The 23932-nt window shown below is 62.2% G+C and carries 21 protein-coding genes; all 21 read left to right on the top strand.

Features of this window, described 5'->3' with window-relative positions:
• Positions 1-20 precede the first annotated feature (20 nt).
• The 21 genes from flgE to fliG all read left to right on the top strand — a co-directional run bounded on the left by flgE (position 21) and on the right by fliG (position 23884).
• On the top strand, positions 21-1343 hold the full coding sequence (flgE, locus tag AC5PZ0_RS00355) for a flagellar hook protein FlgE (protein ID WP_099428633.1): 1323 nt from the start codon (positions 21-23) through the stop codon (positions 1341-1343).
• Positions 1344-1497: 154 nt separating this feature from the next.
• The gene (locus AC5PZ0_RS00360) at positions 1498-1689 is read left to right on the top strand and encodes a hypothetical protein (RefSeq protein ID WP_274888745.1); all 192 of its coding nucleotides are present in this window, start codon (positions 1498-1500) and stop codon (positions 1687-1689) included.
• Positions 1690-1848: 159 nt separating this feature from the next.
• The gene (locus AC5PZ0_RS00365; protein WP_186679627.1) at positions 1849-2589 is read left to right on the top strand and encodes a flagellar basal body rod protein FlgF; all 741 of its coding nucleotides are present in this window, start codon (positions 1849-1851) and stop codon (positions 2587-2589) included.
• Between the two features lie 46 nt (positions 2590-2635).
• Positions 2636-3421: a flagellar basal-body rod protein FlgG gene (gene flgG, locus AC5PZ0_RS00370; RefSeq protein WP_027593047.1), complete on the top strand. Its 786-nt coding sequence runs from the start codon at positions 2636-2638 to the stop codon at positions 3419-3421.
• Between the two features lie 48 nt (positions 3422-3469).
• Positions 3470-4165, top strand: a complete 696-nt coding sequence (gene flgH, locus AC5PZ0_RS00375) for a flagellar basal body L-ring protein FlgH (RefSeq protein ID WP_016488460.1) — start codon at positions 3470-3472, stop codon at positions 4163-4165.
• A gap of 12 nt (positions 4166-4177) precedes the next feature.
• Positions 4178-5287, top strand: a complete 1110-nt coding sequence (locus tag AC5PZ0_RS00380; protein WP_454244228.1) for a flagellar basal body P-ring protein FlgI — start codon at positions 4178-4180, stop codon at positions 5285-5287.
• A gap of 11 nt (positions 5288-5298) precedes the next feature.
• Positions 5299-6453 (top strand): flagellar assembly peptidoglycan hydrolase FlgJ, encoded by a 1155-nt coding sequence (gene flgJ / locus AC5PZ0_RS00385; protein ID WP_027593045.1) that lies wholly within the window; start codon positions 5299-5301, stop codon positions 6451-6453.
• Positions 6454-6463: 10 nt separating this feature from the next.
• Positions 6464-8506: a flagellar hook-associated protein FlgK gene (flgK, locus tag AC5PZ0_RS00390; RefSeq protein WP_493854085.1), complete on the top strand. Its 2043-nt coding sequence runs from the start codon at positions 6464-6466 to the stop codon at positions 8504-8506.
• Positions 8507-8518: 12 nt separating this feature from the next.
• Complete coding sequence (locus tag AC5PZ0_RS00395; RefSeq protein WP_493854086.1) at positions 8519-10084, top strand: flagellar hook-associated protein 3; 1566 nt, start codon at positions 8519-8521, stop codon at positions 10082-10084.
• 294 nt (positions 10085-10378) lie between these two features.
• Positions 10379-11308 (top strand): ketoacyl-ACP synthase III, encoded by a 930-nt coding sequence (locus tag AC5PZ0_RS00400; RefSeq protein WP_265970322.1) that lies wholly within the window; start codon positions 10379-10381, stop codon positions 11306-11308.
• Between the two features lie 370 nt (positions 11309-11678).
• On the top strand, positions 11679-13382 hold the full coding sequence (locus AC5PZ0_RS00405; RefSeq protein ID WP_265970336.1) for a flagellin N-terminal helical domain-containing protein: 1704 nt from the start codon (positions 11679-11681) through the stop codon (positions 13380-13382).
• A gap of 76 nt (positions 13383-13458) precedes the next feature.
• A complete protein-coding gene (locus tag AC5PZ0_RS00410; protein ID WP_238215392.1) occupies positions 13459-13809 on the top strand; it encodes a flagellar protein FlaG in 351 nt (116 codons plus the stop codon).
• A 79-nt stretch (positions 13810-13888) separates the two neighbouring features.
• Positions 13889-15244 carry a flagellar filament capping protein FliD gene (fliD, locus tag AC5PZ0_RS00415; RefSeq protein WP_493854087.1) on the top strand — a complete coding sequence of 452 codons (1356 nt, stop codon included), beginning with the start codon at positions 13889-13891 and terminating at the stop codon, positions 15242-15244.
• A 78-nt stretch (positions 15245-15322) separates the two neighbouring features.
• Positions 15323-15718 (top strand): flagellar export chaperone FliS, encoded by a 396-nt coding sequence (gene fliS, locus AC5PZ0_RS00420; RefSeq protein ID WP_186703692.1) that lies wholly within the window; start codon positions 15323-15325, stop codon positions 15716-15718.
• A 16-nt stretch (positions 15719-15734) separates the two neighbouring features.
• Positions 15735-16028 carry a flagellar protein FliT gene (fliT, locus tag AC5PZ0_RS00425; protein WP_099428639.1) on the top strand — a complete coding sequence of 98 codons (294 nt, stop codon included), beginning with the start codon at positions 15735-15737 and terminating at the stop codon, positions 16026-16028.
• A 168-nt stretch (positions 16029-16196) separates the two neighbouring features.
• Complete coding sequence (fleQ, locus tag AC5PZ0_RS00430; protein ID WP_099428640.1) at positions 16197-17672, top strand: transcriptional regulator FleQ; 1476 nt, start codon at positions 16197-16199, stop codon at positions 17670-17672.
• 244 nt (positions 17673-17916) lie between these two features.
• Entirely contained in the window at positions 17917-19134 is a 1218-nt protein-coding gene (locus AC5PZ0_RS00435; protein ID WP_274888752.1) for a sensor histidine kinase, read from the top strand.
• A complete protein-coding gene (locus AC5PZ0_RS00440) occupies positions 19134-20498 on the top strand; it encodes a sigma-54-dependent transcriptional regulator (RefSeq protein ID WP_027593034.1) in 1365 nt (454 codons plus the stop codon). The genes AC5PZ0_RS00435 and AC5PZ0_RS00440 overlap by 1 nt, the downstream gene beginning before the upstream one ends.
• 247 nt (positions 20499-20745) lie before the next feature.
• Positions 20746-21078, top strand: coding sequence for a flagellar hook-basal body complex protein FliE (gene fliE / locus AC5PZ0_RS00445; protein WP_027593033.1), 333 nt, complete (start codon positions 20746-20748; stop codon positions 21076-21078).
• Positions 21079-21093: 15 nt separating this feature from the next.
• On the top strand, positions 21094-22872 hold the full coding sequence (fliF, locus tag AC5PZ0_RS00450) for a flagellar basal-body MS-ring/collar protein FliF (protein WP_027593032.1): 1779 nt from the start codon (positions 21094-21096) through the stop codon (positions 22870-22872).
• Positions 22865-23884 (top strand): flagellar motor switch protein FliG, encoded by a 1020-nt coding sequence (fliG, locus tag AC5PZ0_RS00455; protein ID WP_027593031.1) that lies wholly within the window; start codon positions 22865-22867, stop codon positions 23882-23884. Before fliF ends, fliG begins: the two co-directional genes overlap by 8 nt.
• Positions 23885-23932 lie beyond the last annotated feature (48 nt).

A 23932-nucleotide genomic window follows, 5' to 3' on the forward strand; every position in this document is an offset into this window, starting at 1 on the left:
GCTAACGACAGGAGTAGCACATGTCTTTCAATACCGGCCTTAGCGGCCTCAATGCAGCAAACAAGGCCCTGAACGTCACTGGCAACAACATTGCCAACGTCGCCACTACCGGCTTCAAAGCCTCGCGCGCCGAGTTCGCGGATCAGTACTCCAACTCCATTCGCGGCACCAGCGGCGGCAAGACGGTCGTCGGCACTGGCGTGAGAACCGCTTCGGTGTCGCAGATGTTCACGCCGGGTAACATCAACGGTACCGGCCAAGCCCTGGACATGGCGATCGACGGCAACGGCTTCTTCGCCTTGAATGACAATGGCTCGAAGATCTACACCCGTGCCGGCATGTTCTACAGCGACAAGGAAGGCAATGTCATCAGCTCGTCGGGCGCCAAGCTGCAAGGTTATGGGGTTGATGGCAATGGCAATGTCGTCCCGGGCGCGCTGACCGACTTGAAGATCGACACGTCCAACCTGACGCCCAACCCTACCGGGCGCATCACTGAGACGCTCAACCTCAAGTCCAGCGATACCGCCCCGGCCGAGTCGCCGTTCGACCCGGGTAACGTCAAGACCTACAACTACACCTTCAACACCGATGTGTATGACAGCCAGGGCAACCTGCACCAGATGAACCAGTACTTCATGAAGGATGCGGGTACTAACTCCTGGACCATGTACACCACCATCGACGGCCGCAACCCAGCCGACCCGACGTCGACCACCCCGCTGGCAAACACGCTGCCGTTCAAGAGTGACGGCACCTTGGACACGGCGCTCATGAACGAGGGTGCAGTGGCAGGTGGGCTCACCATCAACGCCGACAAGACCTTCAACTTGGACGGCTGGGTGCCGGCGCAGAAGACAGTTGCAGGTGTGTGGGCCGCCAACGGCGCCAACGCGCATGCCTCTGGGGTCAAGCTGGACATGATCGCCACCACGCAATACAACGCCGCGTCCGCCACGACCGCCAAGAGCGGTGATGGCTTTGCGACGGGTGAGTTGTCTGGCCTGAGCATCGATGCCAGCGGCAACATGTTCGCCAACTTCACCAACGGTGAGAACAAGGTGATCGGCCAGGTCGCGCTGGTCAACTTCGCCAACCTCCAAGGCCTGACGCCGGTGGGCGGCACTGCCTGGAAAGAGTCCTACACATCGGGCGTGCCTGTTGTCGGCCAACCGGATACCGGGACGCTGGGGCAGATCACCGGCGGCGCGCTGGAAGACTCGAACGTCGACCTGACCGGCGAGCTGGTCAACCTGATCAAGGCGCAGAGCAACTACCAGGCAAACGCCAAGACCATTTCCACTGAAAGCACCATCATGCAGACCATCATCCAGATGAGCTGATGGTGGTTAGTGTGGTGTGTTGTTTTCTGTAATTGGGGCTGCTTTGCAGCCCATCGCCGGCAAGCCAGCTCCTACAGGGATCGCGTGACCTGTAGGCGCTGGCTTGCCGGCGATGGGCCGCAAAGCGGCCCCAGATTTTTCAAAGGTTACCCCCATGAAAAGGCTGCTGCTACTAGCGCTTCTCCCCATCCTCGCCATGGCCCCCTTGCTCGCCGCCGCCCCCGCCCCCTTCTACCAATGGCAAAGCCTGACCACCGGCCGTTTCATGTGCTCGGCCACCAACCCAGGTGAAGGCTGGATGCGCTTTTCCGGCCCCTACAACAACGCCGGTTGCCGCGCGTACTGAACGCTGCCTTGCCGCTCGCGGCAAACATCCGCCGACAAACTGACGGTTTTTGCCTCTCGGCGCGCTGCAACCCCTGAATTCATTGGTTTGCGGACCTGGTTCGATTATTGCTTATCCCTGCTCAGTGACAGCGCGGCAGGTACGCGCATAGGAGATGCTGTGGACAAGATGCTTTACGTGGCCATGACCGGCGCCAGCCAGAACGCGCTGGCGCAGAAGGCCCATGCCAACAACCTGGCGAACATTTCCACCAACGGCTTCCAGCGCGACCTGGAGCAGGCGCGCTCGATGCCGGTGTTTGGCGACAGCTTTCCGGCGCGCGCCTTTGCCATGACCGAGCGCCCGGCCACCGACTTCAGCGAAGGCCCGATGGTCGAGACCGGCCGCGAGCTGGACGTGACTGTGACCGGCAAAGGTTTCATCGCTGTACAGGCACCGGATGGCAGCGAAGCCTACGTGCGCACCGGCAGCCTGAACATCGACGCCCTGGGCGTGCTGCGTGCCGGCAACGGCATGCCGGTGATCGGCAACGGCGGCCCGATTGCCATTCCACCCGAGCAAAAAGTGGAAGTGGGTGAAGACGGCACCATCAGCATCCGCGCCATGGGCGAAGACCCGCGCATGATGGCCGAGGTCGACCGCATCAAGCTGGTCAACCCCGACATCAAAAGCCTGACCAAGGGCCTGGACGGCATGATCCACACCACCAATGGCCAACCGGCGGATGCCGACGTCAACGTGCGCGTGGTGTCGGGCTTCCTGGAAGGCAGCAACGTCAACGCCGTCGAGGAAATGACCTCGGTGCTGGCGTTGTCCCGTCAGTTCGAACTGCACGTCAAGATGATGAACACGGCCAAGGAAGGCGACGAAGCCATGGCTCGGGTTTTGCAAATCGGCTAATCACATTTGAACGGGTGCCGTAAAACAGGCGCACGAGGAGAACAGCATGCTTCCGGCTCTTTGGGTCGCTAAAACCGGCCTGTCCGCCCAGGACACCAACCTGACGGTCATTTCCAACAACCTGGCCAACGTCTCGACCACCGGCTTCAAACGTGATCGCGCCGAATTCCAGGACCTGCTCTACCAGATCAAGCGTCAACCCGGCGCCCAGTCGACCCAAGACAGCGAGCTGCCTTCGGGCCTGCAGGTGGGTACCGGTGTGCGCATTGTCGGCACCCAGAAAAACTTCACCGCCGGCAGCCTGCAGACCACCGAAAACCCGCTGGACATGGCGGTCAATGGGCGTGGCTTCTTCCAGATTCTGCAGCCGGATGGCACCGTTTCCTACACCCGTGACGGCACCTTTCACCTGAATTCCGATGGCCAGATCGTCAATGCCGATGGGTTGGCGTTGGAGCCTGCGATCGTCGTGCCGAATGACGCACAGACGTTCACCGTTGGCCAGGACGGTACCGTGTCGATCACCACTGCCGGTAACCCGGCTGCTCAGGTCATTGGCAATCTCCAGACTGCCGACTTCATCAACCCTGCCGGCCTTCAGGCAATCGGCAACAACCTGTTCCTGGAAACCGCCGCCAGCGGCGCGCCGCAAGTCGGCACCCCAGGCCTGAACGGCTTCGGCACCACCCTGCAGCAGACCTTGGAAAACTCCAACGTCAGCACTGTGGAAGAGCTGGTGAACATGATCACCACCCAGCGTGCCTACGAGATGAACTCGAAAGTCATCTCCACCGCCGACCAGATGCTGTCGTTCGTCACCCAGCAGCTGTAAGCCCCTGATCCCGGCCCCGTAGCCCAGATACACCGTGAGGTAAGCGTCATGAATCGTCTGTTGTCCGTCTTCGCCCTGGGGGGAGCGGTGTTGTTGGCAGGTTGCGTCGGGCCGACGCCCAAGCCCAACGACCCGTACTATGCGCCGGTGTTGCCGCGCACCCCGTTGCCGGCGGCGGCCAACAACGGTTCGATCTACCAGGCCGGTTTCGAACAGAACCTGTACAGCGACCGCAAGGCCTTCCGGGTCGGTGACATCATCACCATCACCCTTAACGAGAAGACCTCGGCCAGCAAGAACGCAGGTTCGCAGATCCAGAAGAACAGCAAGGCCGACATCGGCCTGACCTCGCTGTTCGGCAGCACGCCCAACACCAACAACCCGTTCGGCGGCGGTGACCTGTCGCTGGAGGCCGGTTACAACGGCGAGCGCGCTACCAAGGGCGACAGCAAGGCCACCCAGGGCAACACCCTGACCGGCTCGATCACCGTGACCGTGGCCGAAGTGCTGCCCAACGGCATCATCGCCGTGCGCGGCGAGAAGTGGCTGACCCTGAACACCGGTGAAGAGCTGGTGCGCATTGCCGGCATGATCCGCGCCGATGACATCGCCACCGACAACACCGTGCCGTCCACCCGCGTGGCCGATGCGCGCATCACCTATTCGGGCACCGGCTCGTTTGCCGATGCCAGCCAGCCCGGGTGGCTGGACCGCTTCTTCATCAGCCCGCTTTGGCCTTTCTGAGTACAGATGACCATGTTCAACGTGAGGCAGCTGATTGCCGCAACCCTGCTAATGTCCTGCGCCTTCGCGGCCCAGGCCGAGCGCTTGAAGGACATCGCCAGCATCTCTGGCGTGCGTTCCAACCAGCTGATCGGCTATGGCCTGGTGGTGGGGCTCAACGGCACGGGTGACCAGACCACCCAGACGCCGTTCACCCTGCAGACCTTCAACAACATGCTGTCGCAGTTCGGCATCAAGGTGCCGGCCGGTTCCGGCAACGTGCAGCTGAAGAACGTCGCGGCGGTGTCGGTGCATGCCGACCTGCCGGCGTTCGCCAAGCCGGGCCAGGTGGTGGACATCACCGTCTCCTCGATCGGTAACTCCAAGAGCCTGCGCGGCGGTAGCTTGCTGATGACCCCGCTCAAAGGTATCGATGGCAACGTCTACGCCATCGCCCAGGGCAACCTGGTGGTGGGCGGCTTCGATGCCGAAGGCCGTGACGGCTCGAAGATCACCGTCAACGTTCCGTCGGCAGGGCGTATTCCTGGCGGCGCCAGCGTCGAGCGGTCGGTGCCGAGCGGGTTCAACCAGGGCAACAGCCTGACCCTGAACCTTAACCGCCCGGATTTCACCACGGCCAAGCGTATCGTCGACAAGGTCAACGAACTGCTCGGCCCAGGTGTTGCCCAGGCTGTGGATGGCGGGTCGGTGCGCGTCAGTGCGCCGATGGACCCGAGCCAGCGCGTGGACTACCTGTCGATTCTGGAAAACCTCGATATCGACCCAGGCCAGGCCGTGGCGAAAGTCATCATCAACTCGCGTACCGGCACCATCGTCATCGGCCAGAACGTCAAGGTGTCGCCAGCGGCGGTCACCCACGGCAGCCTGACCGTGACCATTACCGAAGACCCGATCGTCAGCCAGCCGGGCGCGTTCTCCAACGGCCAGACCGCCGTGGTGCCGCGTTCGCGAGTCAACGCCGAGCAGGAAGCCAAGCCGATGTTCAAGTTCGGCCCGGGCACCACGCTGGATGAAATCGTCCGCGCGGTGAACCAGGTCGGCGCGGCACCCGGCGACCTGATGGCGATCCTTGAAGCCCTGAAACAGGCCGGCGCCTTGCAGGCCGACCTGATCGTGATCTGAGGACGCCGCGCATGAACAGCAAAAGCTTGGTGTCTGGCAGTGCCGACAGCGGCGCCTACACCGACCTCAACCGCCTGAGTTCGCTCAAGCACGGCGACCGCGACAGCGAAGCCAACGTGCGCAAGGTGGCCCAGGAATTCGAGTCGCTGTTCATCAGCGAAATGCTCAAGGCCTCGCGCAAGGCCAGCGATGTGCTGGCCGACGACAACCCGATGAACACCGAGACGGTCAAGCAGTACCGCGACATGTATGACCAGCAGCTGGCCGTGAGCATGTCCCGCGAGGGGGGCGGTATTGGCCTGCAGGACGTACTGGTGCGCCAGTTGACCAAGAGCAAAAGCACGGCTGGCGCCACCAGCCCGTTTCCGCGCAGCGAGGGCAGTGGCCCGGCGCTGTGGGGCAACAAGGTGGCCGAACCCGCGCATGCCGCCCAGACCAGTGCAACGCGCAATGACGTCGCGGCCCTCAATGCGCGGCGCCTGGCCTTGCCGAGCAAGCTCACCGACCGCCTGCTGGCAGGCATCGTGCCGTCGGCTGCGACCACCAACACCGCCAGCGTGCCGGCCCGTGACGGCCAGCAAGTGGCCAAGGCTTTTGCCGTGCCGGAAAACGGCCTGCGCATTGTCGGGCGTGCCGTCGCCCAGCCGCCGCTGGCGCCGAACAAGGCCTTCGCCGACAGCGACGCCTTTGTCGCCACCATGCTGCCGATGGCGGAGCAGGCCGCCAAGCGCATCGGTATCGACCCGCGTTACCTGGTCGCACAGGCGGCCCTGGAAACGGGCTGGGGCAAGTCGGTCATGCGCAACACCGATGGCAGCAGCAGCCACAACTTGTTCGGCATCAAGGCCAGTGGCAACTGGCAAGGCGAGCAGGCGAGGGCGATCACCAGCGAGTTCCGCGATGGCCAGTTCGTCAAGGAAACCGCAGCGTTCCGCTCGTACGATTCCTACCAGGACAGCTTCCATGACCTGGTGAACCTGTTACAGGGCAATTCCCGCTATCAAGGTGCGCTGGACGCGGCCGATAACCCTGAGCAGTTTGCAAGAGAGCTGCAAAAAGCAGGTTATGCGACCGACCCGGGCTATGCGAAGAAGATCATCAGCATCGCCCAGCAAATGCAAGCAACCCCGCAATACGCCATGGCTGGCAGAACTACGAATCTATAAGGACTAAAACATGTCGAGTCTGATTTCGATCGGTCTGAGTGGCCTGGGTGCCAGCCAGGCGGCACTGTCGGTTACCAGTAACAACATTGCCAACGCCGCCACCAGTGGCTATTCGCGCCAGCAAGCGGTTCAGGTTGCGGGCCCTTCGCACAATATGGGCGCGGGCTTTTTGGGTACGGGCACCACGCTTTCGGATGTGCGCCGGATCTACAGCGCCTACCTGGACAATCAGTTGCAGACCGCGACCTCGCTGCAGGCCGACTCGCTGGCGTTTCAGGACCAGATCACCAGCGTCGACAAATTGCTGGCCGACCGTGATACCGGCATCAGCTCGGTGCTGACCGCATTCTTCTCGGCGTTGCAGACCGCTTCGGCCACGCCGGGTGATGTCGCTTCGCGGCAGTTGCTGCTGACCCAGGCGCAAACCCTGAGCAACCGCTTCAATGCGGTGGGCACTCAGCTGACCCAGCAGAACGAAACGATCAACTCTCAGCTCGGCACGCTTGCAGGCCAGGTGAACAAGCTCACCAGTAACATCGCCGAGTACAACAAGCAGATCGTCGCGGCCACCGCCACCGGCAATACCCCTAACAGCCTGCTGGATGCGCGCAGCGAAGCCGTGCGCCAGCTCAACGAGCTGGTCGGGGTCACGGTGCAGGAGCGCGACGGCAACTACGACGTCTACCTGGGCAGTGGCCAGTCACTGGTCACCGGGGTCAAGGCCAACACCTTGTCGGTGCAGCCAGGTGTGGCTGACAAAAGCCAAGCCAGCCTGCGCGTCAACTACGAGTCGTTCAGCTCCGACGTGACCTCGGTGGTGACCGGTGGCACGATCGGCGGCCTGCTGCGCTACCGCCAGGACGTGCTGATGCCGTCGATGAACGAGCTCGGCCGCGTGGCCCTGGTGGTTGCTGACAGCATCAACAGCCAGCTGGGCCAAGGCCTGGATGCCAACGCCCAATTCGGCAGCGCGCTGTTCTCCAGCATCAACAGCGCCAGTGCATTGGCCCAGCGCAGCCTGGCTTCGTCGAGCAACAGTGCCGGGTCCGGCAACCTCGATGTGACCATTGCCGACAGCGGCGCGCTGACCACATACGATTACGAAGTGAAGTTCACCAGCGCCAACCAGTACAGCGTGCGCCGCTCCGATGGCACCGACATGGGCAGCTTCGACCTGAGCGCCGACCCGGCCCCGGTGATCGACGGCTTCAGCCTGGCGCTCAAGGGCGGTGGCCTGGCCGCGGGGGACAGCTTCAAGGTGATCCCGACCCGTTCCGCGGCGGGCAACATCTCGACCATCATGACCGATGCCAACAAACTGGCTTTTGCCGGGCCGATCAGCGCCACGGCGGGCAGCGGCAACGGTGGCACCGGCACCATCACCCAGCCAGTGCTGGGCGATTCGCTGGATATCTACGGCGGTGCCGATACAGCGCTGGTACAGCAGGCGATTCGCGACTCGATGCCGGTGCGCGTGGTGTTCGACGCCGCCAACGGCGGTTCCCAAGGCTACAAGCTGTTCGATGCCAAGGGCACGCAGATCGGCACCGGCAGCGTGGTGCCTGGCCAGGACAACAAATTGTCCGTCGCCGTGCCAATGCTCGATGCCGCTGGCAAGCCGATCCTTGATGGCGACGGCAAGCCGCGCAGTTTCAATGTCGAGACCACCATCGGCGGCAGCCCGTCTGCCAACGACAGCTTTACCCTGTCGTTCAATGCCGACGGCAAGGCCGACAACCGCAACGCTACCTCGCTGCTGGAACTGCAGACCAAATCGACCGTGGCCACCGGCTCTGGCGGTGGCACCAGTTTCACCTCGGCCTATGCCTCGCTGGTCGAGCGCGTGGGGGCCAAGGCCAGCCAGGCCGCCATCGACACCACCGCGACCCAGGCCGTGTTCAAGTCCGCCGCCGAAAGCCGCAGTGCGGTGTCGGGGGTCAACCTCGATGACGAGGCGGCCAGCCTGGTGAAGTTCCAGCATTACTACACCGCGTCGTCGCAGATCATCAAGGCGGCGCAAGAAACCTTTTCGACCTTGATCAACGCCCTTTAAGGAGTGCTGGCCGTGCGTATTTCTACTGCTCAGTTTTATGAGACCAGCGCCAACACCTACTCGAAGAACTTCTCGGACACGGCCAAGACCACCGAGCAGATCACTTCCAAGTCGCGTATCCAGACGGCGGGCGATGACCCGGTCGGTGCCGCGCGCCTGCTGTTGCTGCAGCAGCAGAGCGCGCTGCTGGACCAGTACAACGGCAACATGACCACGGTCAAGAATGCCCTGCTGCAGGAAGAGAGCGTGCTCTCGACCATCAACGATGCCCTGCAGCGTGCCAGCGAGCTGGCACTGGAGGCGGGTAACGGTGGCAAGAGCGATGCCGACCGCGCATCGATCGCCAGCGAGATCAAAGAGATCGAGGCGAACGTCTTCGGCCTGCTCAATTCCCGTGACGCCAATGGCGACTACATGTTCGGTGGCTCCAAGTCGTCAACGCCGCCCTACGTGCGCAATAGCGACGGTACCTACAGCTACCAGGGTGACCAGACCCAGCTCAGCCTGCAGGTCTCCGATACCTTGAGCCTGGCGACCAACGACAGCGGTTTCAGCATCTTCGACCAGGCGACCAACAACAGCCGTACGCAGTCGAGCCTGCAGGCGCCGACCCCGGACGATGGCAAGGTGCTGTTGTCCGGTGGCCTGATGACCTCGGCGAACACCTACAACAACCAGTTCGCCGGCGGCCAGCCGTACACCATCACCTTCACCAGTGCCACCGAGTACAGCGTCAAGGATGCCACCGGCAAGGACATCACCAGCGAAACTGCGAGCAACGGCAAGTTCGACGTCAACACCGAAGGCGGCAAGATGATTTCGCTGCGCGGTGTCGATTTCGAGATCAACCTGAACCTGCAGGAAGGTGACGATGCCGACGCGGCGGTGGCGGGCCATGTGTTCACCCTCGAAGCCAAGCCCGACACCCTGAATGCCACGCGCAGTGCGGGTAACCCATCGACCGCGCAGGTTACCGGCAGCAGCATCACCGATGCCGACGTCTATCGCAGCACCTTCCCCAGCAATGGCGCGGTGATCAAGTTCACCAGTGCGACCGAGTATTCGCTGTATGCGCAGCCGTACAGTGCCGACAGCAAGCCGGTGGCCTCGGGCACGGTCGGGGCGGGTAATGCGGTTACGGTGGCGGGCGTGACCTTCCAGCTCGACAGTGCGCCTGGCGAAGGTGACCAGTTCGCGGTGACGGCCAACACGCACCGCACGCAGAACGTGCTCGACAGCCTCGGCCAACTGCGCACGGCGCTGGGCAAGCCGGTCGACAGCCCGGAGGCGCAGGCAGCTCTCAAAACGGCCACCGACTCGGCGATCTCCAACCTGGCCAGTGCTCGTGAGCGTATTGACATTACTCGCGGTTCGATTGGTGCGCGGGGTAACTCGCTGGAGATCCAGGAGCAGGAGAACATCAGCCTGGGTCTGGCCAACAAGACCACCCAGAGCGCCATTGGCGATACCGACATGGCGTCGGCGACCATCCAGCTGACCCTGCAACAGGCGATGCTCGAGGCCTCGCAGCTGGCGTTTGCGCGGATTTCGCAGTTGAGCCTGTTCAACAAGCTTTGATCTTGCTGTGAGATTTTGGGGGCGCAAAGTGCCCCCAAATCCCTCAATCCCCCCGCAAAACCCTCCAGTCTCCACACCCCCCGCCAGGCTTTCGTAGCATTTCAATGTGACCAATGAGTCAAAACGGTCATCTTCCCTGTATTCTATGCAGCAGCTGTTGCAGCATTTTGTTACCGGTTTGCATTCGAGCGAGGCTGCCAGGCCTTGCTTGCCCCCTGTGGGGTGACGCTCCGGTATTTGGCGCCCTCAATTCATCGAGTGGTGGTCTTTGGCTGTTTTCATTGGGAAGCCAGAATGATTGGCATCAAAAGCATCGCGAGTTACGTGCCCACCGCTGGCCTGGACAACTACGTCCAGGGTGCGAAGTTCGGCAAGGACGAAGAGTTCATGTTCGGCAAGATCGGCGCGTCCTTCCTGCCGCGCAAGGCCGAAGACCAAGAAACCTCGGACCTGTGCGTCGAAGCGGCCAAGGCCCTGTTCGCCGCCAACCCTGACCTTGATCCGCAATCGATCGATGCGTTGATCGTGGTCACCCAGAACGGTGACGAAGAAGGCCTGCCGCACACGGCCGCCATCGTCCAGAGCAAGCTCGGCCTGTCGACCCGCGTGGCGGCGTTCGACGTGTCGCTGGGCTGCTCGGGTTATGTGTATGGCCTGTATGCGATCAAGGGCTTCATGGAAGCGGCAGGGCTGAAGAATGGCCTGCTGATCACTGCCGACCCGTACTCGAAAATCGTCGACCCCGAAGACCGCAACACCACCATGCTGTTCGGTGATGCCGCCACGGCCACCTGGATGGGCGAAAACGCAGTGTGGAACCTGGGCCAGGCGCGTTTTGGCACCGACGGTTCTGGCGCGGAGCACCTGAAGGTCAACGACGGCAAGTTCTTCATGAACGGCCGCCAGGTGTTCAACTTTGCCCTGATCAAAGTACCGGCGCACCTGCATGAGCTGCTCGACGCCAGCGGGCTGACCTCGAAGGATATCGACGCCTTCTGCATTCATCAGGGCAGTGCGGCGATTGTCGATGCCGTGGCGCGCCGCTTCGAGGAAGAAAACCCGGAGAAGTTCGTCAAGGACATGCTCGAGACCGGCAATACCGTGTCGTCCAGCGTGCCGCTGCTGCTGCAGAAGCACATGCTCGATGGTAACTGGAAGCGTGTGGCGATCAGCGGGTTCGGTGTGGGCCTGTCGTGGGGCTCGGCGATTCTCTATCGCGACTGACCCTCAGCAGCCTCAAAAAAAGCGCCCGGCGGCCACCGCCCGGCGCTTTTTTTGTGCCTACTACACAGGCCTCAGCTGCCACAACTCTCCCCTTGTGGGAGCGGGCTTGCCCCGCGAACACCGGCAAAGCCGGTGCCATCCACCGCGTTGCCTGTTTCGCGGGGCAAGCCCGCTCCCACAACAATTTGACGCCAAAAAAAATTCATAACCCCCTGATTTCACTGGGCTGGCAGCGTGCCACCATTTTTTTTTTGAAAAACCCCTCAAGCAACCCGCGCACCCGACGATAACCATTACGAAGGTTCTCTAGGCCACACCCGGCGGTTGCCAGGGCCGGAAGCCGCTGTATCCATTCAACGAGGAATTCGTCATGGCTTTGACCGTTAACACTAACATCACCTCCTTGGGCGTTCAGAAGAACCTGAACCGTGCTTCCGACGCGCTGGGTACTTCGATGTCCCGCCTGTCTTCCGGCCTGAAAATCAACAGCGCCAAAGACGACGCCGCCGGCCTGCAGATCGGCAACCGTCTGACCAGCCAAATCAAAGGCCTGAGCGTTGCCGTGAAAAACGCCAACGACGGCATCTCCATCGCCCAGACCGCTGAAGGCGCGATGCAAGAATCGACCAGCATCCTGCAGCGTATGCGCGAACTGTCCCTGCAGTCCGCCAACGGCTCGAACAGCGATGACGATCGTACTTCCCTGCAACAAGAATTCACCGCGCTGTCGGGCGAACTGACCCGTATCGCCAACACCACCACCTTCGGTGGCCGTAAAGTCCTCGACGGTTCGTTCCAGAACGTCAGCTTCCAGATCGGTTCCAGCGCCAACGAAACCATCTCGTTCGGCATGACCGACATCAGCTCGACTGGCCTGAAAGGCTCGTTCAGCGAAGCTAAGACTGATGGCGTTGCTACTGACCTGTCCGCAGTCGTTACTGGTGCTGTTGCCCCGGCCGCTACTCGCTACTCTGCTGCAGCGGTAACCTTCGCTGCGCCAGCAACTGGTGAAACTGTAGCCCTGACGCTTAACGGTGCTGCTAGCCCGATCACCTTGGACGAGAACGATGACACTGCCAGTGTAATCGGCAAAATCAATGCTCAAACCGCCAGCACTGGCGTAAGTGCTGCTGATGATGGTACTGGCAAGATCGTAATGAGCTCTGCCTCTACCTTCACTGCAACTGCAGTGGGTAGTGCCACCCCAGGTGCCACCGGCGGCTTCGCTGCGGCAGCAACTGTTACTCCATCGGCTGGCTTCGCTGCTGATATCTCCTTCAACATCAACGGTGTTCCGGTCGGCGCAGCCGCTGGCGAGCAAATGTCTGATGTCCTGGCTGCCATCAACGCTGAAACCACCAACACCGGCGTCAGCGCAACCCTGAGCTCCGAAGGCCGTCTGCAACTGAGCTCCGCTGATGGCAAAGCCATCAACCTGACCAATGGCACTGGTGCCGCTGGCCAAGGCGCCCTGGCTAAAATCGGCCTGGCTGCTGGCACCACCGAAGCCAAGCTGACTGCTGACACCTCGATCTCCCTGAACGGCACTGAAGTCAAGTTCACCAAGGGCGATACCCTGGACGGCATCATCTCGGCGATCAACACCGCGAGCACCGGCGTCACCGCCAGCAAGAACGCCGACAACACCCTGAAGCTGTTCTCGAAAGAGAACATCACTGTTGCCGACGGCAGCCAAGGTACCGGTCTGGCCGCTCTGGGCCTGGCTACCACCAACAGCACCACTGCCATCACCCAGGAAACCACCGTTTCCAACCTGAGCATCACCACTGCTGCCGATTCGCAGAAAGCCATCCAGGCTCTGGATGCCGCTATCGCTCAGATCGACAGCCAGCGCGCTCAGCTGGGTGCTGTGCAAAACCGCTTCGACAGCACCGTTGCCAACCTGAACAGCATCTCGGAAAACTCCACCGCTGCCCGCAGCCGTGTGCAGGACGCCGACTTCGCTTCGGAAACCGCCGAGCTGACCAAGCAGCAAACCCTGCAACAGGCTTCCACCGCGATCCTGTCCCAGGCTAACCAGCTGCCGTCGTCGGTACTGAAACTGCTGGGCTGATCCTGATCGCTAAGTAGTTTGACGAAGGGTACGGTGACGTACCCTTTCGTCTTTCCGAGAACAAGAGGTGCCAGAAATGGATATGAGCGTGAAACTGGGCCTGTCCTATCCCGCCTCCGCTGCTCCCGAAGCAACAGCGAGCAAGCGGCAAGAGAACGAGCTGGCGGCCAACGAGCCTGCCAAGCAAGAATCCCAGCCTGTAGCCCGAGAAACCCTGGAGACCGCAGTCAATGCGATCCAGGACTTCGTCAAGGCTTCAGAGCGACAACTCGATTTTTCGATCGATGACTCCACCGGCCAGGTGGTCGTCAAGGTCATCGCCCGCCAGAGCGGCGAAGTCATCCGTCAGTTGCCCTCCGAAGTGGCACTGAAACTGGCGGAAAACCTGAAGGATGCCAACAGCCTGTTGTTTGATACCCAGGCATGAGTTGGCACGGCTTTTGTTGTAAAGCCGCACGGACGCGTTTTCGTCGGATTTCCGACGGTCACCGATAAGGAGTGTGAAGATGGCGAGTTCTACTATTACCGGACTGGGTTCGGGTCTAAAGATCGACGAGCTTGTTGCGGCGTTGGCGGGTGCAGAAAAAGCCCCCAAGCAAACCCAGATCAATAATCAGACCGCCACCGCCACCACCACCTTGTCGGCCATCGGTACGATCAAAAGTGCGCTGGAAACGTACCGCGCGGCGCTGGTCAAGCTTAATACCGCAGCGAGCTTCAATGGTTTGTCTGGCTCGTCGTCTGACGAAGCTATCGCCAAGATCAAATTGGGTGATGGCGCGTCGTCGGGCACGTACTCGCTTGAAGTGACGCAGCTGGCAACGGCATCCAAGATTTCGACTCAGGTTTACAAGAACACCTCGACCATCATCAACGATTCGGGCGAGTCGCAAACCCTGACCATTAGCCAGGGCAATGCCACGCACAACGTGTCCATCGCTGCGGGTGCAACGCTGCAGCAGGCGCGCGACTCGATCAACGATCAACTGCAATCCAAGGGCATCACAGCCAACATCGTCACTGACGCCAGTGGTTCGCGACTGATCTTCTCGTCGACCAAAATGGGTGATGGCACCGAGCTGACCTTGGGTGGCACCGCCGACATGGCCACCGGTGTGACGACCATTGCAGAGCCGCAGAATGCCAAGTACAAGCTCGACGGCCTCGAGCTGGAATCGGCTTCCAACACCGTGACCGGTGCGGTCAGTGGCGTGGACATCACCCTGGTCAAAGAAGGTAAGTCGAGCCTTGTGGTGGCGAGCAACAACGACACCCTGAAAACCTCGGTGCAGTCCTTCGTGACCGCTTATAACGCCTTGATGACGACCATCAATGCGCAGACCAAGGTCACCACGGGCGCCGACGACAGCAGCGCCTCGGGTGCATCGCTGACAGGGGATGCGACCATGCGTTCGCTGGTCAGCTCGATCCGTAGCGAGCTCACCCGCAGTGTGGGTACCGGTGGCCTGCGTACGCTGTCGCAGCTAGGCATCAATACCGTACAGAAGACGGGGTTGCTTGAGCTCAACAACGACAAGTGGGATGCCGCAGTCAAAACGATGGGCGCTGACATCAGTGGCCTGTTCATCGGTAAGGAAGGCCTGCTCAGTCGCATGACCGCGGCCACTGAAGAATACGCCAAGACAGGGGGTATCCTCGCGTCGCGCCAGGCGAGCCTGACCACCCAGCTCAAGCAGTTGGAAGAGTCGCAGACCGCGCTTGATCGCCGTATCGAGTCGCTGACCGACACCCTGACCAAGAAGTACAACGCCATGGACACCTTGGTGGCCAAGCTCAAGGCGACCAGCGACAGCGTAATGACCACGCTGAACGCGCTGAACAAGGCCAACAGCGACTCCTAATAGCCTAAAGAAATCCAGCTCAGGGCCGATTACCTAGGTATACGGCCACTGTTCTGCCCCGTTCACTGAGGATCCCCCATGCACCCGATGAGAGCCCTTCGCCAGTACCAGAAGGTCAATTCCCACGCCCAGATCTCCGAAGCGACCCCGCACCGCCTGGTGCAGATGCTGATGGAAGGTTCGCTGGACCGTATGGCCCAGGCCAAGGGCGCGATCAGCCGCGGCGACGTGGCGCAGAAGGGTGTGATGCTGGGCAAGGCGATCGACATCATCGGTGGCCTGCGTGAAGGGCTGGACAAGGACAAGACCGACAACCCAGATGAGCTGGACCGTCTCGACAGCCTGTATGCCTACATGGCCACCCGTCTGATCCAGGCCAACCTGGACAGCGACCCCGCCATCATCGACGAAGTCGCCCAGCTGATGATCACCGTCAAAAGCGGTTGGGATGCCATCGCCACAGCCGAGCAGTGACACGCCAGGAGGCCACATGAACGCGTTGCAGCGAATCGAAGACACCCGTCAGGCCCTGAACGAGGCACTGCAAGCGCGCGACTGGGCCGCCATCGGCGAGCTCGACCTGGCCTGCAGGGCGCAGATGGACGAATTGCTGCAAGGGGCGGTGGAGGATGAGGCGGCGGTTCGGGTGAACCTCGAAGCGCTGATGGACGTTTATCGCCAACTAATCGACGTTGCAAGTGACGAACGTCAATCTTTAGTCCAGCAAATGACCAATATCAATCAAGCGAAACAGGCCACAAAGGTATACCATCTGTTCAGCTGACGCTGAGCAGAACGCAAAGCTCGGCGCCATAAATTTGACTGCTTCTAAGTTTTTGACTTTACTAGTGGCTGTTTTCGAATTTCAGACGTCCGAACACTGACCATTCAGTCGGAATGATGTCGAGCACGCCCCACAGGGCGCCGATATGACTAGGGAAGTTGCTATTGCATGTGGCGTGAAACCAAGATTCTTCTGATCGATGACGACAGCGCCCGCCGCCGCGATCTGGCGGTGGTCCTGAATTTTCTAGGCGAAGAAAACCTCGCGTGCTCGAGCCAGGACTGGCAGCAGGCGGTGGAGTCGTTGTCTTCGAGTCGGGAAGTGCTGTGCGTGCTTGTCGGTGCCGTGAATGCTCCGGGCAATCTCCTTGGGCTCGTTAAGACAGTGGCCGGGTGGGATGAGTTCCTTCCGGTGCTGCTTTTAGGTGAAATTTCTTCTGCAGAGTTGCCGGAAGAGCTTCGCCGTCGAGTCCTCTCCAACCTCGAAATGCCGCCGAGCTACAGCCAGTTGCTCGATTCGCTGCACCGTGCCCAGGTCTATCGCGAGATGTACGACCAGGCACGCGAGCGCGGGCGCCAGCGCGAGCCGAACCTGTTCCGCAGCCTGGTCGGCACCAGCCGCGCCATCCAGCATGTGCGGCAGATGATGCAGCAAGTGGCGGACACCGATGCCAGCGTGTTGATCCTCGGCGAGTCGGGCACCGGCAAAGAGGTGGTGGCGCGCAACCTGCACTACCACTCCAAGCGCCGCGATGCGCCGTTCGTGCCGGTCAACTGCGGGGCGATCCCGGCCGAGCTGCTGGAAAGCGAACTGTTCGGCCACGAGAAGGGCGCCTTTACCGGTGCCATCACCAGCCGTGCCGGGCGTTTCGAGCTGGCCAACGGCGGCACCCTGTTCCTTGACGAGATCGGCGACATGCCGCTGCCGATGCAGGTCAAGCTGCTGCGCGTGTTGCAGGAGCGCACCTTCGAGCGGGTGGGCAGCAACAAAACCCAAAGCATCGACGTGCGCATTATCGCCGCGACCCACAAAAACCTCGAAAGCATGATCGAGGATGGGACGTTCCGCGAAGACCTGTACTACCGCCTGAACGTCTTCCCCATCGAGATGGCGCCCCTGCGTGAGCGGGTGGAAGACATCCCGTTGCTGATGAACGAGCTGATCTCGCGCATGGAGCACGAGAAGCGCGGTTCGATCCGGTTCAACTCGGCCTCGATCATGTCGCTGTGCCGGCATGGCTGGCCGGGCAACGTGCGCGAGCTGGCCAACCTGGTCGAGCGCATGGCGATCATGCACCCGTACGGGGTGATCGGCGTGTCCGAACTGCCGAAAAAATTCCGCTACGTCGATGATGAAGACGAGCAGATGGTCGACCACCTGCGCAGTGATCTCGAAGAGCGCGTGGCCATCAACGGCCATGCACCGAACTTCGCCAACCCCGCGATGCTGCCGCCCGAAGGCCTTGACCTCAAGGACTACCTGGGCAGCCTGGAGCAGGGCCTGATCCAGCAGGCGCTGGACGATGCCAACGGTATCGTTGCGCGCGCGGCTGAACGTTTGCGTATCCGCCGTACCACGCTGGTCGAGAAGATGCGCAAGTACGGCATGAGCCGTCAGGGTGGCGAGGAACAGGCGGAGGATTGACCCCCTTTGCGCCTGTTTCAGGCAGTCGGTAAACCCGTGTAGGAGCAGCCTTGTGCTGCGAAGAGGCCGGTGGCAGCACAGAAAGGCTCTGTGCATGCACCGGCCTCTTCGCAGCACAAGGCTGCTCCTACACGGGTTGCACAATACGCATCGCAGTTTGGTAAAACCCCATCTTCGGCACGGCTATTGCTACACCGCTGGCACCACACCGTTTTTATGACGGTCAGCCACGCGAGAGAGCACGATGCCCCAGGCCGCCCACGTTTCCCGAGCCCCCGATCTGCAGGGGCATACCCCGGTCGAGCAGGAAAGCCGACAGGGTGTCGAGCAGGCTTTCGCCTTGTTCAATCAGGTCTCCAGCCAGCTAAGCCAATCCTACAGCCTGCTCGAAGCCCGCGTCAGCGAGCTCAAGGGCGAACTGGCCGTGGTCAGCGCCCAGCGCATGGACGAACTGAATGAAAAGGAACGCCTGGCCAACCGCCTGCAGAACCTGCTGGACTTGTTGCCGGGTGGGGTGATCGTGATCGACGGCCAGGGCAGGGTGCGCGAAGCCAACCCCGCCGCCTGCGAACTGCTCGGCGAGCCGCTGATCGGTGAGCTGTGGCGCCAGGTCATTGCCCGCAGCTTTGCCCCGCGCAAGGATGACGGCCATGAAGTGTCGCTGCGCGACGGCCGCCGCCTGTCCATCGCCACCCGCTCGCTGGATGCCGAGCCCGGCCAACTGGTGCTGCTCAACGACCTGACTGAAACCCGTCGCCTGCAAGACCAGTTGGCGCGCCATGAGCGCTTGTCGTCGCTGGGACGCATGGTCGCCTCGTTGGCCCATCAGATTCGCACGCCACTGTCGGCGGCCATGCTCTACGCCAGCCACCTGGCCGACAGCGAGCAAGACCTGAGCGCCGAAACCCGCCAGCGCTTCGCCGGTACCTTGAAGGAACGCCTGCACGAGCTGGAGCACCAGGTGCGCGACATGCTGGTGTTCGCCCGCGGCGAGCTGCCGCTGGGTGATCGTGTGACCCCGAAAGCATTGTTCCAGGCCCTGCAGCAGGCGGCGCAGTCGCACGTGCAAGGGCATGCCGTGCGCTGGCAGTGCGACAGCCACCTGGGCGAGCTGCTGTGCAACCGCGACACCCTGGTTGGCGCCTTGCTCAACCTGATTGAGAACGCCCTGCAAGCCAGCGAAGAACCGGCCCGGCTCAAGGTGCACGTGTTCCGTCGTGAGCAGGTGTTGTGCCTGTGCGTGAGTGATGCCGGCAGCGGTATCGACGCCGATTTGCTGGGCCGCCTGGGCGAGCCGTTCTTGACCACCAAGGCCACCGGCACCGGGCTAGGCCTGGCCGTGGTCAAGGCTGTGGTGCGAGCGCATCAGGGCACCCTTAGCCTGCGTTCGAAGGTTGGGCGCGGCACCTGCGTGCGGGTCGAGCTGCCGCTGATCGATGGGCAACTGGCGGAGGCGGGCTGATGGCGATCAAGGTGCTGCTGGTCGAGGATGACCGCGTATTGCGCCAGGCGCTTGGCGACACCCTGGAAATCGGCGGCTTCGACTACCGGGCCGTGGGCAGTGCCGAAGAGGCGCTGGAGGCGGTGCTGGCCGAGGCGTTCAGCCTGGTGGTCAGCGACGTGAACATGCCCGGCATGGATGGGCATCAGCTGCTGGCGCAATTGCGTCGCCAGCAGCCGCAACTGCCGGTACTGCTGATGACGGCGCATGCCGCAGTCGAGCGTGCCGTGGAGGCGATGCGCCAAGGCGCTGCCGATTACCTGGTCAAGCCCTTCGAGCCCAAGGCGCTGTTGAGCCTGGTGGAGCGCCACGCCGCAGGCCGTGTCAGTGCAGCGGAAGAAGAAGGGCCAGTGGCCTGCGAGCCTGCCAGCCGGCAGTTGCTCGAACTGGCTGCGCGGGTAGCGCGCAGTGACTCGACCGTGTTGATCTCTGGCGAGTCGGGTACCGGCAAGGAAGTGCTGGCGCGCTACATTCACCAGCAGTCCCCGCGGGCGGCCGAGCCCTTTGTGGCGATCAACTGCGCGGCCATCCCTGACAACATGCTCGAGGCCACGCTGTTCGGCCACGAGAAAGGCGCCTTCACCGGCGCCATCGCGGCGCAGGCCGGCAAGTTCGAGCAGGCGGAGGGTGGCACCTTGCTGCTCGACGAGATTTCCGAGATGCCGCTGGCCTTGCAGGCCAAGCTGTTGCGGGTGCTGCAGGAACGCGAGGTGGAGCGGGTAGGTGGGCGTAAGCCGATCAGCCTGGACATCCGCGTGCTGGCTACCACCAACCGCGACCTGGCAGGCGAAGTGGCGGCTGGCCGCTTCCGTGAAGACTTGTATTACCGGCTGTCGGTGTTCCCCCTGGCCTGGTGTGCGCTGCGCGAGCGCAAGGGCGATATCCTGCCGCTGGCCGAGCGTTTGCTGGCACGTCATGTCAGCAAGATGAAGCACGCACCCGTGCGCCTGTCTGCCGATGCGCGGGCCTGCCTGCAGGCGCATGCCTGGCCCGGCAACGTGCGCGAACTGGACAACGCCTTACAGCGCGCCTTGATCCTGCAGCAGGGCGGGGTGATCGAAGCGGCGGATTTCTGTCTGGCGGGCGCCATTCCATTGTCGGCCGGCGCGGCGCCGTCAGTGGCAGCCGTGGTTGCCGAAGCCAGTGGCCTGGGCGATGACCTGCGCCGCCATGAGTACCAGACCATCATCGACACCTTGCGCGCCGAACGCGGCCGCCGCAAGGAAGCCGCCGAGCGCCTGGGCATCAGCCCACGCACCCTGCGTTACAAGCTGGCGCAGATGCGCGATGCCGGGTTCGACGTCGAGGCCAGCCTCTTCGGCTGATGCATCGCACCCACAGGCACCCGCTAAATCAACAGGTTATGGGTTTTTCTGTAGGAGCTGGCTTGCCTGCGATGGGCTGCGAAGCAGCCCCTGGATTTCAGCTCCACAGCAAACATCACCAAGCCTGCTTTGCAGGGATCGCGCTAAACCAAATGGACAGGGTGGCAAGGCTGGCACCTTTGTTGCTTTACACGAGCTATCCGCCGCATGAGTGTCAAAAAAATGCGGCCGCCGGAGAGAGAAGGTCATGAGCCAAGGTGTTGAATTCAATCGTCTGATGCTGGACATGCGCGCGATGCAGGCTGATGCCATGTCGCTGCCCAAGGTGTCCGCTGCCCCCGAACTGGCCCCGGGCCAGAGCAGCTTTGCCGACATGCTCGGCCAGGCCATCGGCAAGGTGCATGAGACGCAGCAGGCTTCCACCCAACTGGCCAACGCCTTCGAAATTGGCAAGACCGGCGTCGACCTGACCGATGTAATGGTCGCCTCGCAAAAAGCCAGCGTCTCCATGCAGGCACTCACCCAGGTACGCAACAAGCTGGTCCAGGCGTATCAAGACATCATGCAGATGCCGGTTTGAGGACGGACGTAACCCATGGCTGAAGCAGTCGTCGATAACGCCCCCGCCAAGAGCGGCCAGCCAGCGGCCAAACCGCCGCTGTTCGGCATGGCGTTTCTGGAAAACATTTCGCAGATGCCCATGCTGCGTCAGGTCGGCCTCATGGTCGGGTTGGCGGCGAGCGTGGCGATCGGCTTCGCCGTGGTGCTGTGGTCGCAACAGCCGGACTATCGGCCGCTGTATGGCAGCCTGTCGGGCATGGACACCAAGCAGGTCATGGAAACCCTGGCCGCCGCAGACATTCCCTACAACGTCGAGCCCAATTCCGGCGCGCTGCTGGTCAAGGCCGACGACCTCTCCCGTGCGCGCCTGAAGCTGGCGGCCGCAGGCGTGGCGCCGAGCGATGGCAATGTCGGTTTCGAGCTGCTCGACAAGGAGCAGGGCCTGGGCACCAGCCAGTTCATGGAGGCCACCCGTTATCGCCGCAGCCTGGAAGGCGAACTGGCCCGTACCGTTTCCAGCCTGAACAACGTCAAGGCTGCACGCGTGCACCTGGCCATCCCGAAAAGTTCGGTGTTCGTGCGTGACGAACGCAAGCCCAGCGCCTCGGTACTGGTCGAACTGTACCCAGGCCGTGGCCTGGAAGCCGGGCAGGTGATGGCGATCGTCAACCTGGTCGCCACCAGCGTGCCAGAGCTGGACAAGTCGCAAGTCACTGTCGTCGACCAGAAGGGCAATCTGCTCTCCGAACAGCTGCAGGACACCGCCCTGACCATGGCGGGCAAGCAGTTCGACTACAGCCGCCGCATGGAAAGCATGCTCACCCAGCGCGTGCACAATATCTTGCAGCCGGTGTTGGGTAACGATCGCTACAAAGCCGAAGTCTCCGCCGACCTGGATTTCAGTGCGGTCGAGTCGACCTCCGAGCAATTCAACCCCGACCAGCCTGCGCTGCGCAGCGAACAGTCGGTGGACGAACAGCGCGCCAGCAGCCAGGGCCCGCAAGGCGTGCCCGGCGCGCTGAGCAACCAGCCACCGGGTGCTGCGTCTGCGCCGCAAACCACGGGTGCAGCCGCCACCCCGGCCGCCGCGATCCAGCCCGGCCAGCCGCTGGTGGATGCCAACGGCCAGCAGATCATGGACCCGGCCACCGGCCAGCCGATGCTTGCGCCTTACCCGGCAGACAAACGCCAGCAAAGCACCAAGAACTTCGAGCTGGACCGCTCCATCAGCCACACCCGTCAGCAGCAGGGCCGCATGACCCGCCTGTCGGTGGCGGTGGTGGTCGACGACCAGCTCAAGATCGACCCCACCAGTGGCGAGACCACGCGTGCCCCTTGGGGTACCGAGGACCTGGCGCGCTTTACCCGCCTGGTGCAGGACGCGGTCGGCTTCGATGCCAGCCGTGGCGACAGCGTGACGGTGATCAACGTGCCGTTTGCCGCCGACCGCGGCGAAGAAATCGCCGACATCGCCTTCTATCAGCAGCCGTGGTTCTGGGACATCGTCAAGCAAGTGCTGGGCGTGGTGTTCATCCTGGTGTTGGTGTTCGGCGTGCTGCGCCCGGTGCTCAACAACATCACAGGGGGCGGCAAGCAGGCTGCCTCGGACAGCGACATGGAGCTGGGCGGCATGATCGGTCTGGATGGCGAACTGGCCAACGACCGCGTCAGTCTGGGTGGCCCGACAAGCATTCTGTTGCCAAGCCCGAGCGAGGGCTACGAGGCACAGCTCAACGCAATCAAAGGCCTGGTGGCCGAAGACCCGGGCCGCGTGGCCCAGGTCGTGAAAGACTGGATCAACGCCGATGAGTGATAACCGAGCCGTTACCGCCAAGCTGAGCCGCGTCGACAAAGCGGCGATCCTCCTGCTCTCGCTGGGTGAAACCGATGCTGCCCAGGTACTGCGGCACATGGGCCCCAAGGAAGTGCAACGTGTGGGCGTGGCCATGGCGCAGATGGGCAACGTGCACCGCGACCAGGTCGAGCAGGTGATGAGCGAGTTCGTCGACATCGTCGGCGACCAGACCAGCCTGGGCGTGGGCTCTGACGGTTACATCCGCAAGATGCTCAACCAGGCCCTGGGCGAGGACAAGGCCAACGGCCTGATCGACCGCATCCTGCTGGGGGGCAACACTAGCGGCCTGGACAGCCTCAAGTGGATGGAGCCGCGTGCCGTGGCCGATGTGATCCGCTACGAGCACCCGCAGATCCAGGCCATCGTGGTCGCCTACCTGGACCCTGACCAGGCCGGTGAAGTGCTGAGCAACTTCGACCACAAGGTGCGCCTGGACATCATCCTGCGCGTGTCGTCGCTGAACACTGTGCAACCGGCGGCGCTGAAAGAGCTGAACCAGATCCTTGAGAAGCAGTTCTCGGGCAACTCCAATGCTGCGCGGACCACCTTGGGCGGTATCAAGCGGGCTGCCGACATCATGAACTTCCTCGACAGTTCGGTGGAAGGTGCGCTGATGGACTCGATCCGCGAAGTCGACAACGACCTCTCGGAGCAGATCGAAGACCTCATGTTCGTCTTCAACAACCTGGCCGATGTCGACGACCGTGGCATCCAGGCGCTGCTGCGCGAGGTGTCTTCGGACGTGCTGGTGGTGTCGCTCAAAGGCGCCGACGAACGGGTCAAGGACAAGATCTTCAAGAATATGTCCAAACGTGCGTCGGAACTGCTGCGCGACGACCTGGAGGCCAAAGGGCCGGTACGGGTCAGCGACGTGGAAACGGCGCAGAAAGAAATCCTCACCATCGCCCGACGCATGGCCGAGGCCGGCGAGATCGTGCTCGGCGGCAAGGGTGCCGAGGAAATGATCTAACGTTGCCGGATTCTGCCGACTGGCGCAGCCCACTGTGGGAGCGGGCTT

This window comes from Pseudomonas sp. 5.2, assembly GCF_059025405.1.